Annotated in this window: 11 protein-coding genes; all 11 read left to right on the top strand. The window is 52.2% G+C overall.

Features of this window, described 5'->3' with window-relative positions:
• Positions 1–103 precede the first annotated feature (103 nt).
• Complete coding sequence (locus K7P76_RS27575) at positions 104–1825, top strand: extracellular solute-binding protein (RefSeq protein ID WP_232189302.1); 1722 nt, start codon at positions 104–106, stop codon at positions 1823–1825.
• 141 nt (positions 1826–1966) lie between these two features.
• Complete coding sequence (locus K7P76_RS27570) at positions 1967–2824, top strand: ABC transporter permease (RefSeq protein ID WP_232189422.1); 858 nt, start codon at positions 1967–1969, stop codon at positions 2822–2824.
• 15 nt (positions 2825–2839) lie between these two features.
• A complete protein-coding gene (locus K7P76_RS27565; protein WP_232189301.1) occupies positions 2840–3718 on the top strand; it encodes a carbohydrate ABC transporter permease in 879 nt (292 codons plus the stop codon).
• A gap of 25 nt (positions 3719–3743) precedes the next feature.
• On the top strand, positions 3744–5354 hold the full coding sequence (locus K7P76_RS27560; protein WP_232189300.1) for a hypothetical protein: 1611 nt from the start codon (positions 3744–3746) through the stop codon (positions 5352–5354).
• Complete coding sequence (locus K7P76_RS27555; RefSeq protein ID WP_232189299.1) at positions 5335–6432, top strand: SGNH/GDSL hydrolase family protein; 1098 nt, start codon at positions 5335–5337, stop codon at positions 6430–6432. Before K7P76_RS27560 ends, K7P76_RS27555 begins: the two co-directional genes overlap by 20 nt.
• Before the next feature lie 59 nt (positions 6433–6491).
• Positions 6492–9584, top strand: a complete 3093-nt coding sequence (locus tag K7P76_RS27550; RefSeq protein ID WP_232189298.1) for a glycosyl hydrolase — start codon at positions 6492–6494, stop codon at positions 9582–9584.
• 29 nt (positions 9585–9613) lie between these two features.
• Complete coding sequence (locus K7P76_RS27545; protein ID WP_232189297.1) at positions 9614–11701, top strand: hypothetical protein; 2088 nt, start codon at positions 9614–9616, stop codon at positions 11699–11701.
• 19 nt (positions 11702–11720) lie between these two features.
• Positions 11721–16019 (top strand): galactose-binding domain-containing protein, encoded by a 4299-nt coding sequence (locus K7P76_RS27540; protein ID WP_232189296.1) that lies wholly within the window; start codon positions 11721–11723, stop codon positions 16017–16019.
• A 13-nt stretch (positions 16020–16032) separates the two neighbouring features.
• A complete protein-coding gene (locus tag K7P76_RS27535) occupies positions 16033–16302 on the top strand; it encodes a hypothetical protein (protein WP_232189295.1) in 270 nt (89 codons plus the stop codon).
• 122 nt (positions 16303–16424) lie between these two features.
• Positions 16425–16916: an S-layer homology domain-containing protein gene (locus tag K7P76_RS27530; protein WP_232189294.1), complete on the top strand. Its 492-nt coding sequence runs from the start codon at positions 16425–16427 to the stop codon at positions 16914–16916.
• A gap of 293 nt (positions 16917–17209) precedes the next feature.
• On the top strand, positions 17210–17599 hold the full coding sequence (locus tag K7P76_RS27525; protein WP_232189293.1) for a hypothetical protein: 390 nt from the start codon (positions 17210–17212) through the stop codon (positions 17597–17599).
• The last annotated feature ends 566 nt before the right edge of the window (positions 17600–18165 follow it).

The following is an 18165-nucleotide window of genomic DNA, read 5'->3' as shown; positions in this document are numbered from 1 at the left end:
TACAAGCGACTGCAAAACATTACTCTTGTTGGGGGTGATAGCGGATCCCTTATAATGAGGACAATCACTCGAGTGATCCAATTGAAACGTAGGGGGAACAAGCATGGCCAAACGCGCAGGAAAAAAATCCGTTGTCTTGCTGCTTGTCATCATGACGGCTGCTTGGACTTTAAGCGCTTGCTCGAAATCAAATAGCGAGTCCGCTAGCCCGTCCGCCAGCCAGTCCGCCAGCACGGACAAGCCGGGAGCAACGCAAAGCGCCGCACCGGACAATGTCGATCCGCTTGGAAAGTTCGATCCGCCAATCACCGTGAATATCGGGAGATCGGTCGGAACCGATTGGAAATACGCGTCCGGTGAATCCATCGATAAAAACCGGGTTTACGATTTTTATGAAAGCGGCTTGGGCGTCAAGCTTGTCAATGAGTTCGCGGTGGCCGGCGATCAATACAGCAGCAAAGTGAACACCGTAATCGCATCCGGACAAATTCCGGATATGATGCTGGTGGACGGCGTGCAGCTGAGGAACTTGGTTAAAGCCGGCATGGTTGAGGATTTATCCAGCGTGTACGACAAATACGTAAGCCAGGACACTAAGAAAATGCTAGATGAAGACGGTGGCTACGCGATCAAGAGCTCGACCGTGGACGGTAAACTGTACGGCATTCCGGTGACGACGCAAGGGTATTGGTCCGCTATGGAGCTGTGGATTCGTCAAGATTGGTTGGATAACCTTGGCCTTCAGCCGCCGAAGACGACAGACGAGTTGATAGCCGTAGCCAAAGCCTTTACGGAGCAAGATCCGGACAAAAACGACAAAAAGGATACGTTCGGATTGGCTTTGAGCAAAGAGCTTATGAATCCGTTTATCGGCTACTTTAACAGCTTTCATGCCTATCCGGGAGCCTGGACCACGGACTCAAGCGGGAAGGCGGTATACGGCAGCATTCAGCCGGAAATGAAAGCTCCGCTGGAGAAGCTTGCCGAGTTGTACAAACAAGGCATCATCGATCCGGAGTTCGGAGTCAAGGATGTCGAGAAGATGAAGGAATCGATCAGTTCCGGCAAAGTGGGCATGGCATTCGGAAACTTTGCTTTCCCGCTCGGCTCGCTTAAACAATCTTATGCTAACAATCCGGATGCGGTGTGGAATGCTTATCCGATGCCGAGCGTGGACGGCACTCCTTCCAAAGCCTATATCGGATCCACAGCTTCCGGCTACTGGGTCGTACGAAAGGGCTACGAACATCCGGAAGCGGTCGTTAAGCTGGCGAATTTCTGGGTAGAGAACTGGGTCACCCATCAAGTGGAAGACGAGAAGTACGGATCCGATCCCGATACCGGCGTTCTGTACTACGTCTACGGCATCGTAAATCCGCTCGCTCCGATGACGCACATTCCCGAATTCAGGGACGTCAAAGCGGCGCTCCTAGCCCACGAGCAAGCGGACAAAACCAAAAACACGCCTAACGTATATGCCTATCTGGACGGAATTAACAAGTATTTGAAGGATTCTAAAAACTCGAAAGACCCGAGCATCCAGAACGGATGGGCGTTCAACCGTTCATTCGGGACTCCGAAGAGCGGATTGGAAGTCCTCGACGAGTACTACTACAAGAACAATTACATTCTCACCACTCCATTAAAAGTCGCTTCCACGCCGACAATGGCGGAGAAGATGCCGACGCTCAAGAAGATGGAAGATACGATGATCATGAAAATCATATTGGGCGACGAAGGGCTAGACTCTTTCGACCAGTTCGTGAGCGACTGGAACAAATTGGGCGGCGATAAGATTACGGAGGAAGTCAACAGTTTCAAATAGTTTCGAATAGCCGGGAAACCAGCGGAGGGATTGAAGCCTAACCGTTCAATCCCTCTCGGTTGCCTGGCTGCAAGGCCGAAGGAGGTAATAGCCTTGAAACGATCAACAGCGCTCTTCAAAAGAAATTTACCGCTTCATCTGATGCTCGTACCCGGCATGATCTTTACGATTTTGTTCGCTTACGTGCCAATGACCGGAATCGTACTTGCCTTTCAATCTTTCGTTCCAGGGCAAGGCTTATTCGGCTCGGACTGGGTAGGGTTCGACAACTTCTCCTATTTGTTTAACTTGCCGGGAATTTATCAAGTGATTTATAACACGGTTTTTATAGCGGTCATGAAAATTATAGCCGGATTGATCGTTCCGATCACGGCGGCATTGCTGCTGAACGAGATGAGAATTCGTTTTCTGAAGCGGACGGTCCAGACGCTCATCTATTTGCCCCATTTTCTGTCCTGGGTCATTCTTGGCGGCATTCTGATCGACGTACTGTCCATTGACGGAGGGATCGTCAACCGTTTCATCGAGTGGCTCGGATTCAAGTCCGTCTTTTTTCTTGGCAGCAACCAATGGTTTCCGTTTACTCTCGTGGCCACGGATGTATGGAAAGACTTCGGTTTTTCCACCATCATCTATATGGCCGCGATTACCGCCATCGATCCGACCACTTACGAAGCGGCGCACATCGATGGAGCCGGCCGCTGGCGGCAGACTCTCCGCATTACGCTGCCCGGTCTTGCGCCAACGATCGTTCTGCTTTCGGTGCTAAGTCTCGGCAGCATTCTGAATGCCGGGTTCGAGCAGGTGTTCATTTTGTACAGTCCATCCGTCTACTCGTCGGGTGATATCATCGATACGATGCTTTATCGTCTGGCCTTTATGGATGCTCAATACAGCGTCGCGACGGCGGTCGGTCTATTTAAATCGTTTATTGGTTTGTTCTTGATTTCAACATCCTACTGGCTCGCCTATCGGTTTGCTAATTACCGCATCTTTTGAGAAAGGAGAGCCTCTATGGTAGAATCTAAAAATTTCGGCAACCGGTTGTCTAGATTTCTTATCAACTCGATCATGATCGCGCTTGGGCTTCTTTGCCTGCTGCCCTTCTTGAACGTGCTGGCTTTCTCGCTAAGCAGTCCGGCCGCGGCGGAAGCGAATCGGGTCGGATTCTGGCCGGTCGAATTCAGTCTGGATGCCTATCGGTACATCATGGGAGAGCCCAAGTTCAGCCAGGCGTTCTGGGTATCGTCGCAGCGCGTGCTTATCGGCGTTACGCTTAGCGTGTTTCTGACCCTATTAACGGCGTATCCGCTGTCCAAAGAATCGATCCATTTTCGTCCGAGAACGTTTTACGTGTGGTTTTTCGTCGTGACGATGCTGTTCGGAGGCGGTTTGGTCCCGATGTACATGATTATTCGTTCTTACGGGTTGCTGGATTCGATCTGGGCTTTGGTGCTGCCGACGGCCGTACAGGTTTTCTATATTACGCTCATGCTGAATTTCTTCCGCGGTTTGCCGAAGGAGTTGGAGGAATCCGCCTTCGTCGACGGTGCAGGTCATTGGGTCATCCTGTTTCGCATTTTTTTGCCCTTGTCTATGCCGGGGCTGGCAACGATCGGATTGTTCACGTTAGTTAGTCAATGGAACTCATGGTTTGACGGGCTTCTCTACATGAATAAGCCGTTCCATTATCCGCTGCAGACGTATTTGCAAACAATCGTCACGAATCCGGATATGAGCCGCGTTTCCGATGTCAGGGAAGTGCTGAACATTTCCACGCGCACGGTCAAGACGGCTCAGATCTTCGTAGCGATGCTTCCGATTCTGATCGTGTATCCTTTTCTTCAGCGCTTTTTCGTAAAAGGGATCGTGCTCGGGAGCGTCAAGGGATAACACGTCAGGGAAGGAGGCAACGCAGATGATGAAGGTCCATTATTCCATTCAGGCCGGAGCGCTGCTTGCATCCGGCGGAGAAGCCTTGTTAGAACGGATGAAAAGGGCAGACGTTGCCAAAGTTTGGCTTCACGGCTATTTTTTCGGGCGTTTCGCTTCGACGATAAGGGAACTGCAAGAGGCGAAGCGTTTGCTGGAACGGGCGGGGTTTGAAGCGGGCGTTATCAATGTGCCGCTTGGCCATCCCGGCAACTCGTTGAATCCAGACGATTCCTCGATGGAATTGTCGCTGCCCGATAGTTGGCGCTATCGAATCGGTCGCGACGGAGCGTCCGTCTATTATTGCGCTGATATCGAGACAAACATGTTGGAGGATAGCATTGCCGCCGTCATCGCCCTAAGAGAGGCGGGGTTTACCGAGCTATTCCTGGATGACGATTTGCGCCAAGGCAATTGGAGCAGCGAAATCCAGGGGTGCTTTTGCGAGGAATGCCTCTATCGGTTCAATTTGGCAACAGGCAGGCGGGAGACCAGAGAAAGTCTAAGCGAACGGATCGGGCGGAAGGAAACGTCGGACGTGTTGCGCGAGTGGGTTGAATTTCAATGCGCAAAATTAACGGCATTCGTGGAAGCTTTGGCCATTCCCGGCATTACGCTTGGAGCGATGGTGATGGCCGGCGGCGACGAGCGGCACGGCATCGATATCGCGGCATGGCGAAGAGCGCTTCCCGCAGGCATGTTCAGGGTGGGGGAGCATCACTTCAACGACCGTGATTTCGGCACCCCGTCCGGCAAGGCGCAGGATTTGATCGGCATTCAGAAGCACCTTAACGGAATGCCGAGGGCAACGAGTTACAGCGAGACGACGTGTTTTCCTTACCGTGCTCTGAGCCCGGCCAACCTGATATTCAAAGCCCGACTGGCGTTGGCGTCGGGCGTGCCCAATATTATGCTTATGAGCGGCACTTATATTTACGAAGAAGACTATTGGTCCGTATGGGAAGAACAAGCCGCCGAACTGAAGAAATGGGGAGAAGCCCTATCCCCTTATGAGCGGATTTACCCGGTTCATTTTGCATATGGAACGGATGGAATAAGCCAGGAACCTCTTCATGCGACAACGCTCCCGACATTGGCGGGATTGCCCGCCAAACCCGTACGGGGTTGCGATATCGATGTCAACGCGGACGATTTCGACGGCGAACTGCTGCTCGTGTTCGGGGATTTCTCGCTCGATGGACCGTGGGAGCGGATTTTGCCGGCCTATCGAACGATCGTATTGGATGCCGTCGCCGCAAGAAGAAATCCGGGAGTCGCGGATCGTTCGGATCATGCCGATCTTCGACTGTGGCCGCATGAGGCTGGCAGTGCACCCGGGCAGGCGGAAATCGGCGGGCTGAGGGATTTCTTGTCCTTGGAGGACCGGCTATTCCCGCATGTCGTTCAAGGCGCCCATATCGTTGTTCTCTGGGTGAAGGAACGCGGCGGTGCGCTTCTGTTGAATCTCGAAACCGCGGACAATTGCTGCCGTGTTGCCTTCGGCCGCCTACAGTGGGATGTCGCGCTTCCGCCGCTTTCCTGGAAATGGCTATCTCTTTCGGAAGGGAGTACGACCGATGACGTTGGCAGTTTATAGACATCGATCGGCTTTGGCCCGCACGAGGAGGCAAATCGGGCTAGGACGATTGAACGTCGGTTTTCTCGGCGGCTCAATCACGGAGCCCGTGCCCCGACATAACTGGTGCGAAGGTGTCATTGCCTGGTTTACGGAGAACTTTCCGCAAGTTCATCTTACCGTGGAGAACGCGGCGATCGGAGGGACGGGCAGCGATCTCGCCGTCTTTCGCGCCGATAGGGAAATAATCGAGCGCGGCTGCGATCTCGTGTTCGTCGAATATGCGGTCAACGATCTGAAGGAGCCTTCCGGCAAGCGCGGCCGTTCGCGGGAGGGGCTGCTTCGCAAGCTGTTGAACGACGGGGACAGGGACGTTATGCTGGTCTATTCCTACCATCAGCTTATGTACGAGGAGATGTCCGATGGACGGATGCCGGCTTCCATAGCGGAGTTTGAACAGCTTGCGGAGCATTACTCTATCGGTTCGGTCTGGATGGGCTTGCATGCGCTGGAGGAAGTTCGCGGCGGGAAAATGCGCTGGGACGAATGGCTGCCGGACGGCCTGCATCCAACGAGCCGGGGCAGTTGGAGCTATGCGGAGAGCGTCAATCGTTTTTTGCGGAAAGAATTGCTGGACGAACCGTCGAAGGGCGTACCCTCCGTCCGAAGCGGACTCCCGCAGCCGATCGAAGCGGACAACTGGGAGCGAACAAGCTTGCTGCCCTGGGCGGAAGTAAAGCGGGAAGGTCCTTGGGCTGTTAGGCGGTGGGATCACGTTCGCGGTGCCGGGCAAGGATTGATTACGTCCGCCCCCAGGGCTCGTCTTTCCTTTTCCTTCGCCGGGAGAGGACTAGTGCTTGGTTTTGATTTCGGCAAAAAATCCGCTGAATTCCGATATCGCCTTGACGGGGGAGAATGGGTAGAAGTCGTTCGCGAAAGGGCAGAATGGTGTCCGGAGGACGGCTGGTTTCGGCCTTATCTAATCGGAGACGATTTAGGGCAGGAACATCACGACTTCGAGATCGAGGTTGTTCACGGCAACCGGGACGACTGCAAAGGGACCGACTTTCATCTGTTATTTATCGGCATCTTGCATTAAGCGGGGCAGGACGACAATGAAAGCGTATAGACAGTTTCTCTGGGAATGGAGACGAGTTTATGAGTAGTTTAAATGGGATGCGGGATCGATTCGCGAATCCGCCCGCCGAGCATAGATCCGCGCCTTTCTGGTCTTGGAACGACAAGCTGTCCGAAGACGAGCTGGTTCGCCAAATCAAGGACATGAAGGCAAACGGCATCGGCGGTTTTTTTATGCACTCCCGCGAAGGTTTGGAAACGGAATATATGGGTGCGGAATGGATGGCCGCTGTCCAAACGGCCGTTCGGACGGCGGGCGAGGAAGGCATGGCCGCCTGGATTTACGACGAAGACCGTTGGCCTTCGGGCGCCGCGGGCGGCCTTGTGCCGGCGCAGGGCGGAGACGCTTACCGTTCGAAAGGGCTGACGATCGAAGTATCGACCGGCAAATTCGAACCAGACGACTCGGTTCTCGCCTTGTTCAAAGGAAAGATCGATGGCGATGCCCTGCGGGAATGCGTCCGGTTAGAGCCTTACGCTTCGGAGGAGCCGGCAAGCGGCGAATCGCTGCTCGTCTTTAGGAGGGAAATATCGCTTCCATCCGAATGGTTCAACGGAGACGCGCCTTCGGACAATCTGAATCCGGACAGCGTGAACGCTTTTATCGGCACGACTTACGAGGCGTATAAGCAGGAAGTGGGCGGCGCGTTCGGCCATGCGATTCCCGGTATTTTTACCGACGAGCCCAACGTTGCGCATCGCTACTGCTCTTTCACCGGCAGCAGGGGATGGGTGTCTTGGACAGACGGGTTCGCGGAGTATTTTCTGGAAAGAAGAGGCTACGATTTGCTCTCCCTCGTTCCCTATTTGTTTTTGGATGGGGAGGAGGCCCCCAAGGTCCGTCACGACTACTGGCGCACGGTGACAGAACGGTTCTGCGAAGCGTATTCCCGGCAGCTCGGGGAATGGTGCGAGAACAACGGGCTAGCTTTTACCGGCCACTATTTGTTCGAGAACGATATGGGCGCATCGATCCGGGTCGGCGGCGCCGTCATGCCCCATTACCGCTATCAGCATGTGCCGGGAATCGATATGCTTACCGAGCAAACGAAGGAAAATCTAACCGTCAAGCAATGTACGAGCGTCGCGAACCAGTTCGGCCGACAGCGCGTCTTGTCGGAAATGTACGGATGCACCGGTTGGGATTTCGACTTTGAGGGGCAGAAGTGGATCGGGGATTGGCAGTACGTGATGGGAGTCAATTTGCGCTGCCAGCATCTGGCGCTATACAGTCTCAAAGGATGCCGAAAGCGCGATTATCCGCCGGCGTTCAGCTACAACACGTCCTGGTGGAAGTACAACGGCTTGATGGAAAACTATTTCGCGCGTTTGTCCACGGTGCTTAGCGAAGGCACGCCGATAAGGGACGTTCTGGTGCTGCACCCCATTTCCACTGCCTGGTCCATGCTTGGAACGGAGCCAACGTTTCCCGGAGCTTGGATTCCCGACAAATATACCCGCTCCGTGAACGATTATGGGGAAGGATTCAACGAGTTTCTTCGTTATATGCTGGGCATTCATTACGATTTCGATCTAGGCGACGAGATCATAATGGAGCAAGAAGGGACGGTCAAGGAAAGCAAGCTTTACATCAACAAAGCGGGTTATTCGGCCGTCCTCATTCCTCCGGCGCAAACGTTGTTCGGGACCACCATCGCGCTGCTCCTTAAATTGCTGGATGCGGGAGGCCGGGTCATCGCCCTGGAGCCCGTTCCGACGAGAATCGAAGGGGTCATCGACGACCGGATGGCCGAATTGTTCGCGCATCCTCAAATGACGATCGCGTCCAGCCGGGCGGAAGCCGTGGCGGCATTGGAAGCGGCCATTCCCCGCAAGATGAGTATTCGTAACGAAGCGGAGACGGAAGAGCAAGCCCTTCTCTACATGCTCAGGGAGCACCCGGATCATTATTCTCTTTTTCTCGTTAACAACGACCGCGAGCAAGCCCATTCCGTTACCGTATCGATTCCGTTCACCGGACTCCTGGAGGAGTGGGATTTGCTGACGGGCGAGATCAAGGAGAAGCAAATGTGCGAGATCGATAGTGGATTTAGCTTCGGCGCCTCTTTCGGGCCTGCGGATTCGAAGCTCTATATTCTCGATAAAAATAGGCGCAATACAGAGGCTCCAGCCATAGACGTTCCCGTATTCTACCCGGCTGATGCGCCGGGAGAATTGCTCGCATCGCTCGGTCCGTCATGCCGGTTCACGCGTACCGCTGACAACGCGTTAGTGCTCGATCGCTGCTCCTACCGGATCGAAAAGGACGGTTGGTCGGAAGAAACGGAAGTATGGCAAGCCCAACGGGCCGTCAGAGAGCGGCTCGGGATGAGGCAAGTGTATTACAACGGGCTGCCGCAGCGTTACAAATGGGCAGGCAAGCCTCATGCCAAAGACGGTACCCCGGTGCAGTTCAAGTTCAGTTTCGATGTGCGGAAGGTGCCGAAGGAAGCGGTCTATCTCGTGCTCGAAGAAGCCCGCCATTTTACGGTAACGTTGAACGGCCAGCCTGTGGAGAACGCGCCCGAAGGATGGTTTATGGATCGGGCATTCGACAAAATCAAGCTTCCACATCTACTCGAGGGTCAAAACGAAATCCTGTTGTCTTGCGAATATACGAACCGGATGGAGTTGGAAGACGGCTTTATCGTCGGAGATTTCGGCGTGGATACGAACCGTAGCATAACGGAGGAACCGGCCGTGCTGCATTTCGGCGATTGGGGCCTGCAAGGCTATTTTCATTATAGCGGCAGCCTGGTTTACCACCTGGATTACGATTACAAAAGGGAAGCGGGCGAACGTCTCGCTCTTAAGCTCGGGACTTACGGCGCAGTGACGGTGGAGGTACGCGTGAACGGGCAAACGGCGGGGCATATCCCTTGGAAAGCCGCCAATCTCAAGGAACTAACGGGGTTCGTGCGGCCGGGCCGCAATGAAATCGATATCGAGGTGATGGGGAGTCCGAGAAATCTGTTCGGTCCGCTTCACGAAGCAAACGACCGCAATGCGTGGACCGACTGGAGATCGTTCCGGCGGGAAGGGGACGCCTGGACGCCGGATTATGTCGTCAAGCCGTACGGGCTGTTCGGACAAGTTCAACTCTATCGACTATAACAATTCACAGCAGCGGGGAGGATTACCGCATGTCCATGCATAGTTCCGTCACGATCCCGCTTGTCCCGTTTCGGGAACGACAGTGGGAAGATTATTTAGACATTCTTCGTAAAATGAAGGCGGATCGGGCGTTGTTATTCGCTCCGCTCGATAACATTTGCCGCACGCCGGTAAAGGTGAAGAAGAGCATTGTCGGAGACGCCATGCTTGAGCCGCTTCCAAGACAGGAAACGATCGACACGCCAAGTTTGGAGCTCTACCGGGTATGGTCGGATCTTCTGCGCGAACGGATCGCCGATTTGCAAGCGTTGGATATCGAACCGGCGTTTTGGCTCGGCCATACGATCGGTCACGGAGGCAGTTTGTCGGCGGGAGGGGATGCCGCCTTTCAGCAAATCGTCGGTCCTGAGGGCAAGGAAGCCGCGGGCTGTTATTGCCCGCTGGATAAGGCATTTGCCGGCTATATCGGCGAGGCGCTTGCCGTCATGGCGGAGTCGGGTGTCGGACTGATTCTGCTGGACGACGATTTCCGGCTTCATACGCATAAGCCGGACGCGTCGGTCGGCTGTTTCTGCCCGCTGCATCTGCAGGCGTTTCAGGAGAAAACGGGCATCAGGATGGAGCGGGAACAGTTAATCAAGCAAGCTCTGCAGGGAAAACCGAACGAAATCCGCAGGGCATGGTTGGAAGTGCTCGGCGAATCTCTGCTCGGCTTTGCGCAGCGGATCGAGCAGGCCGTTCATGCCGTCAATCCGGCGGCAAGAATCGGCCTGGCGACGGGCATGACGTTATGGAGCAACGAAGGGGTGGACATGCTGTCGCTGCTGCAAGCGCTTGCAGGCCCGACCCAACCTTTCCTGCGGACGATCGGAGCTCCTTACTGGGCCAAGGAACCGTCCCAAGCCGGTTGGGTAATTGAATTAACGCGGCTTCAACAGAGTTGGGCCGGCAGGTGGGGCGTCGAGCTTGCGGCAGAAGGAGATACGTTCCCTCATACCCGGTATCATTGTTCTTCCTCGATGCTGCACGCCTACCAGCAAGGGCTCATTACGGCAGGGTTTCCCGGGATGATCCACTATCCGGTCGTTTATTCGCCGCCTCCAGATCATGAGCCGGGTTATGTGGCGCTTCAGGAGGAGTCGGCTCCGTACTACGCGGCGTTGAGTCGGTTTTTTCCTGCTGATTACGGCGATGTCGGCGTTACGCCGGTGTATCGGCCAAACAATTTCATGCATGTCGCGATGCCCGAAGATATCGGGCAAAGCGCCGCGACTTGGCCTGAGGAACCGGTGGCGCTTCGTTACCTGGCACGGCTCGGCATTCCCGTCGCCTACGAGGACAACGAGGGTCCCGTGCTGCTGTCCGGCTATGGAGCCGCCGGGTTGCCGGACGAGGAATTGGAACGGCTTCTGGACCGCGGCGCGATTCTGGATGCCACGGCCGCAATCTGGCTCGCGGAGCGGGGAATAGACGTAGGCTTCCGGTCGAGCAATGCGGGAAAGGCGCCGCGGTTCGAATCTTTCTCGGAGGAAATTTTTAGCGGCAGCTACACGGGCCATCTTATCTGGCTTCTGACTTCCGGGGAAGGGATCTATCGGGCATTCGACGTCCTAGAAGGAGCGACCGTCATTAGCCGCTTCGAAGGAAACGGCGAGGACGAGCGTTACCCTGCCGTCTTCCTGTACGAGAATGGGCAGGGAAGACGGTTTTGCGTGATGGCTTTCGACTTTTATCAAGCCCGAAACGGCGTGCAATTGGTCTACAACTATGCGCGTCAGGAGCAACTAACCCGCTGTCTGGCATGGGTGAACCGCGTGCCGGTGGCCGTTACGGTTAACGGCCATCCCGACGTACGCGTCATTTGCCGCAAGAAGCTAGGCGGTGCCAGACTGGCGATCGGCATTCAAAACAATCATCTGGATCCGATTCGCAATCCGGTGCTGAGGCTTGATCCGAGCATTGTCGTTGGCGAATCGATCGAGCTCCTAATGCCGGAAACCACGCAAGCTCGGCTTTCATCGGATTTCGAATATCGCAACGATGGAACCTACGGGTATTTGAAGATTCGCTGTTCGATTCCTTCGATGGGATTGCTGTCGGTAGGGATCCAACCCTAAACGAAGAGAGGGATTGACCATGATCGCGTTCAAAAGTAAACGCTTTATTTTGTTTATGGTTCTGACTACTCTACTGACGATTCCGATTTTTCCGGGAAAACCGGCATATGCGGCCGGACGTATCTATTATGTCAGCTTTAGCATGGGCGACGATTCCAACAACGGGACCAGTCCGTCCACCCCTTGGAAAACTTTTGAGAAGGCCAATACTATCGTCTTTCAACCGGGCGATCAGATTCTTCTCAAGAGCGGAGACACCTGGACGGGAACGACCTTTTATCCCCAAGGGAACGGAACCGCGAACAACCCTATCGTAATTTCTTCCTATGGAACCGGAAATAGGCCGATTCTATCCGGGAGCGAAGCTACTAACGTCTATGGAATTAAAATCGTGGACTACAGCGGCTATAAAATAAAAAATCTGGAGTTCGGTCCTATTCCGGCAGGCATCAGCGTATGGTTCAACAACACTTACGACCATGACTTTATCTGGGTTGAAAATTGCTATTTTCATGATTCCGAAATTGCCAATCCGGCTTATTATGACGCAGCGGCAGGAAAAATGCGGGTGCCATACCCGGATCTCTATACCGGAACGGGATTTACGATCGGCGGCGTAGATTCCGTGGGGGGCAAACGAATCATAAGCAATGTAACGCTCATAGACAATACATTTTATCGGACAGAAACGGGAGTTTTTACCACATTTACCTCAAACGGAAGCGACTTGAACCATCAATATACTGATCTTCTCACGAACAACCAGATGGGAAACTTCAATGTGATTAACAGTACGTTTACGCAGAACTATGGAGGCAGAAGCTTGCGTTTCAGTCATACGACTGGAGGCGGCGCAGATCACGTAACCGTAGATCAAACAGGCTATCTAAAAGGGGACAGCAACGGGGTAGCCGGGATCGAGGTGATCGGAAGCAGCGACTTGCTATTAGAGAATGTTGAGGTTAAGAATACGTTGTTATTCGGCGATTCAATCAACGGTTCCGGCGTCGATATTAGCAAAGGCAATCAAAATATTAAGCTAAGCGGCTGCAATTTGCACGATAATGTCGGTGCCGCGTTTGATATCTATCAGAACAATACAGACATCGTAGTGGATCATTGTACACTCCCAAATAATAATGTTTCCAAGTACGCCGGCAATCAATCGTACTGGGTAGGGACAGGTAATACGGGCGTTATAAGCAACAGCAGCATTTATTTGCAGAACGATTCCCAATTATTCGATTCCGCCGTTATTTCTCCAATGACCTTCGCTTCGTCTAATAAGGTCTGGAATTCTAGCGGAATCTCGGTATTCGGTACCGGAGTTTCACCTGAACCCGCCTCATCCCGGTTGAAAGTTGGGGTGTCTAAAATTGATATTACGCCTACCGCGAATACGAGAACGGATTGGGGCGTTGAAGCTGTCGTGCCGGAAGATATTCTCGATCACATCTACACGCGATTTATGGTGCTCGAAGACAGTTTGACCCATAAAAGATTGGTTTTCGTTGTTCCGGATATGGCGTTGTACGATGAGCTTGCGCGGGATCCGACGCGTATTTTCCCTACGGGCACTTTGCAACGGTTCGCCGACGCGGCCGGAGTTCCAATCAATCAAGTATTCGTCATTCCGACTCACAATCATCAGGGTCCGGAGACGATTACGGATGAAACGGTTTTGCAACGCTTCGTTATGGGAATCGAATCCGCGATTTCCAACTTGACGCCTGCCAATATGGGGTATATCGTCGACCGGAATAATCTTGGGGTGAATCGCAGGCCGGCTTATGGCGTATCCCCCAACCTTGCCTACGACAACCGATTCGTCGGATTGAAATTTACCAGAGTTTCCGACGGTGTGCCTATCGCTGCCGCAATCAACTACCCGGTTCACAATACCGGTCTCGGCAATGAAACTCCGGCCAATTGGAGCAAAATCACCACGGAGTTGACGGGTATCGGCATCAACTATATCGAATCGCAATACAGCAGCTTGAATTCCGATTTTATCGCATTGTTCCTTAACGGATTTTATGGAGATGCCGGACCTGATATTTATGAAAGCAAAAATGCGGATTACAACACGATTGTTACAAGAGGACTGCAATTCGGCAAAGAAATCATCCCGTTTATTAACAATGTGGTTCCTAGGCCGTTAACGGAGCCGATCGATGCCTATCAGGCGACTCAAACGGTCGACGCCATACCGGGAAATGTCTACGATACTTACGACCTCACCTTTAGCGGGGCCAAGATCGGTTCGGACATCGCCTTCATCGGCGTCGATAGCGAGCCGTTCGTCGAAATCGGCGCGAATATCCGCACGAAATCGCCATTTCCGATTACGCTGTTAAGCGCGAACGTCAACGGTGATTCGGGCTATGTGCCTACCTACGACGCCTATCATGACGGGATTGCCGGGTTCGAGACGATATTGCCCAAAGGTCCGTTCCATGAATCGATCGAGCAAGTCGTCACCTCCAACTCGTTAAACGTGCTGAATACGTTATATGGGGGCGGAGGGGATGGGCTCGTTCGTTACGCGGCTACCGGAACCGCGAAGAATTCCAATCGGTATATGTCCGCGTTGAATGCCTTTGACGGCAATACAAGAACCAAATGGGTCGGAGCGAGCGGGATGCCGACATGGCTGCAGGCCGATCTCGGTTCATCCAAGAACATATCCCGGGTTGCGCTGAACTTCGGCAATTTCGATAAGCGGGAAGCAGGGAAGGATTATGAGATCCAAGTCAGCGATGACGTGAACTTCAGTACGTATACGACGGTAGCAAGGGACCGCAACAACTCGACCGGCCAAATTGCGTACCGATTCGATGCGGTCAACGCTCGTTATGTACGGTTTTACAGTACGGCGGGTTACGGAAGCGATTCGCGTGTAGGCCCGGCCGTATACGAGATGGAAGTGTGGGGAAGCGGACCTGCGGGTACGGCCTCCGTGACGCTACCGCCGGATCCTGTTTTCCCGGAGGATGCGTGGATGACGGATGATTTCGGAAGCGATTTAAGCAAGTGGGTCAATACGACGAATGCCACGATTAACGGCGGACGGCTCGATTTATCGAACAATGCTTTCATGAGAAGCTCGATCGGCAACGATTGGACGGATTATTCGTACGAAACCGATGTCACGATTACGGGCAATGGTTACATGGGGCTGTCGTTCAGAGCGACGGACGACAACAACTTTTACATGTGGCAATTCAGTTATGGCGCCCTTGCCTCCATGAAGAGAGTCGGGGGCAATTGGCAGATGGTAAAGCCTTATATTGCCCTGCCGATAAGTCTCGTTACGGACATCCCGCATCATTACAAAATCGAAGTAAAAGGGTCCGTCATCAAAACGTATATCGATGATATTCTTGTCGATACAACGACGGACAATACATTTAGCGCCGGAACGGTCGGGTTTTGGACCGGGGTCGCGGATAAAGCAGCATATGATAACGTTGTCGTCAGTCCGATCCGCAATCCGATTACGCCGCCTTCTTCGTTTCCGCCAGGGGCGCTCTTGACCGATGATTTCAACGACGGGTTGAGCAAATGGGAGAATACGAGCCATGCAACGACCGGTAACGGCCAGCTTGCGCTGACCGATAACGAGACAATGAGAAGCGCGGCCGGAAGCGATTGGACGAATTATTCATACGAGTTGGATGCTTCCATTACAAGCGGGTATATGGGTCTATCGTTCCGAGCCCAGGATGATAACAATTATTATATGTGGCAGTTTAGCAACGGCACGCTTGGATTTTTGAAGAAAGTCGCGGGCAACTGGCAAAGCATCAAACCGTTTATCTTTCTTCCTTCCGTCGCGGTTATGACCCCGGGCACGATGTCCCATATCAAAATCGAAGCGGACGGATCGAAAATAACGACGTACGTGAACGGAGTTTTGGTAGATCGTTTGGAGGATAACACTTTCAGCTCCGGAAAAGTCGGTTTTAGGCTGTATAGTACCGATGCCGCCTTGTTCGATAATGTGGTGGTTCAAGAAATAACGGCGCTTGCGCCAGAGGTTGGTGCGACCGGAGTAAAGATCAATAAATCATCATTGACTCTGAAGCTTGGCGGATTGACCAAACTACTAACGGCAACGATAGAGCCGCTTAATGCGACGAACCGACACGTAACGTGGAGCAGCTCGGATACAAGCGTTGCAACGGTAACCGACGGCGTTGTTACGCCAGTCGGAGCGGGCACGGCGACAATTACAGTGACCGCAGCATCCGGCGATTACACGACAACTTGCAAGGTAAAGGTCATTAAGGTACCCAATGCTCCAAAGAAGGTATAGGCAACCGCAAGCGATGGTAAAGCGACGATCAGCTTTGCGTCTCCAACGGTTAATGGAGGCAGTCCGATCACCGGTTAAGGTCCCCGGCACGTCCGATGTCGCGATTGGCGAATTGAACGGTCAATTGGTGAAAGATATGGAGCAGAGGCAGGCTGTCATCGTGATCCAAACGGATCGCGCGATGTATAGACTACCTGCGGAGCAAATCGACATTCAAGAAATGCCCGCGAAACTTGGTAAGGGTACTAGGCTTCCGTACGCCATGTCCCTACGAAAGTCGTGAATATCGACGGCGCATTGTATGCGCAGATCAGCAGCAGGACGAATAACACGTACGCCATCGTCCGGCATCCGTTGGAATTCTCGAATGTCGCAAATCACTGAGCGAAAGCGGCGGTAAACGAATTGGGCTCGCGGATGGTCGTAACCGGAATCGGGAATGGCTTGTTCAAGCCGGATCAGCAGATTACGCGGGCAGAGTTTGTGAAGATCCTCGCGCGCGGCCTGGGGCTGAAGCCCGAAAGCGGTTCGTCCCCGTTCTCTGATGTGAGCAGTTCGGACTGGTACAATGAAGCGGTACAAACCGCTTATGCATACAGTTTGATCAGCGGCTACGGAGACGGAACATTCCATCCGCAGGATATCATTACGCGGGAGCAGTCGATGGCGATCATCGCTAAAGCAATGAAAATGACCGATTTGCGAGCAAAGCTTCCGAGAAGAGAGGCGGCTGTCCTGCTAAGTCCATATGCGGATGCTGCGAGCGCTTCCGGATGGGCGATCAGCGGCATCGCCGATAGCTTGCATGCAGGCATCGTCACTGGCCGGACGAGTACGATGCTGGCTCCGAAAGCTTTATTTCCAGAGCGGAAGTTGCGGTTCTCGTGCAGAGACTGATTCGGAGATCGGATTTGATTTAAACAAGCGATCTAGCAGCGTTATCAGCAATGCAAACAAAGGCTTCTCTTCGGTTCAATGAACTGTTAAGAGGCCTTTGTTTTCGTGCATTTACGGCGATCCATAATAGATTAATTAGCGTATTAATCGGCTTATGCATTTCCAACATTTAGGTGATTATGATATGTTTGGTGTGTCTTTGCACTATTCTACATAATTCAACAGCACTGAAAGATTAGTAGATTAAGAGTTGCCTTAAAAATTTGAAAATTCAGAAATGGAGGAAAAGACAGATGCAACTGAGATTAGCAACAATATTAGCGCTAATTGGATCAATTATGTTATTACTAAGTTTCTTTTTTCTTTTGCTGCTTTCATTTGATGCCTTCAGTGCAGATTCTCTTGATTCAGTTTATAAGGTATACAAATGGACATCCGTATTGGATTTCCTTGCCGCTATTACATTAATTAATTTCTTTCTTTCTTTCTTTCTTTTATGTCAGTCCAAAAGAAAAGAGGTTAGCAGCATGTCTTCGGAGCTTAATGATATTTTAGAAAATTCAAATCAAAAGGTTATTGATTCCAAATCAAATTTAATCAAAGAAAATAGCGTTGCTAAAACCTTAAACGGGATTGGGATTGAGATTGGAGTTTTGGTTATTGGTATTTTAGCAGGATTATAATCGGTGCTTCATTAAAAGATCCCAGTACTGCATCTTCTTACAGTCCAGATCCACATCCTTTAAGATGGGTATATGGTCTGGAGGTTATTATTTCATCGTTTATTAGTGGGGTTATATTTATCGGATTTGGAGAAGTAATTAAAATTCTTCATGTTATCAGAAAGAATTTCAATAATAAGTAAGGATTCAATTTTTATACCAATAAATCTACCCAGTCGGTAGGTTTTTTCTTTATTTAAACGATCTCTAAGCGGAATCGGATCTAGAGGAATTCGGGTCTTTTTGAAAAGCTATTGGGGGTTCCTTAGCCAATTTCATCAATCAATAGAGCAAAATTCTTCAAATCGATAGTCGCAATCAATTTGATCAAAAAATCCAAACCAAGAAGACCAATAATATGGCCATGAGGATCTATCATACCAAAGTCCAATTTTATTTCCTTTAACGGCAATCCGAAAGAAGTCCTCTTCCTCTATAGGGAGGGGATGAATTTCGGCTAGGCGAAGCCTAGAATCTTCGTGCTCGAAGTCATGACCTTAAAAACTTACAATGAGCTCGGAAATCTA

Source organism: Cohnella silvisoli (assembly GCF_021190915.1).
Classification (GTDB): domain Bacteria; phylum Bacillota; class Bacilli; order Paenibacillales; family Paenibacillaceae; genus Cohnella; species Cohnella silvisoli.
This window is presented reverse-complemented; position numbering and strand designations above follow the sequence as displayed.

Coding starts and splice junctions, on each gene's coding strand:
- K7P76_RS27525 (WP_232189293.1), top strand. CDS start 17,210: ATGCAACTGAGATTAGCAACAATATTAGCGCTAATTGGATCAATTATG.
- K7P76_RS27535 (WP_232189295.1), top strand. CDS start 16,033: ATGGTAAAGCGACGATCAGCTTTGCGTCTCCAACGGTTAATGGAGGCA.
- K7P76_RS27550 (WP_232189298.1), top strand. CDS start 6,492: ATGAGTAGTTTAAATGGGATGCGGGATCGATTCGCGAATCCGCCCGCC.
- K7P76_RS27545 (WP_232189297.1), top strand. CDS start 9,614: ATGTCCATGCATAGTTCCGTCACGATCCCGCTTGTCCCGTTTCGGGAA.
- K7P76_RS27570 (WP_232189422.1), top strand. CDS start 1,967: ATGCTCGTACCCGGCATGATCTTTACGATTTTGTTCGCTTACGTGCCA.
- K7P76_RS27565 (WP_232189301.1), top strand. CDS start 2,840: ATGGTAGAATCTAAAAATTTCGGCAACCGGTTGTCTAGATTTCTTATC.
- K7P76_RS27560 (WP_232189300.1), top strand. CDS start 3,744: ATGATGAAGGTCCATTATTCCATTCAGGCCGGAGCGCTGCTTGCATCC.
- K7P76_RS27540 (WP_232189296.1), top strand. CDS start 11,721: ATGATCGCGTTCAAAAGTAAACGCTTTATTTTGTTTATGGTTCTGACT.
- K7P76_RS27555 (WP_232189299.1), top strand. CDS start 5,335: ATGACGTTGGCAGTTTATAGACATCGATCGGCTTTGGCCCGCACGAGG.
- K7P76_RS27575 (WP_232189302.1), top strand. CDS start 104: ATGGCCAAACGCGCAGGAAAAAAATCCGTTGTCTTGCTGCTTGTCATC.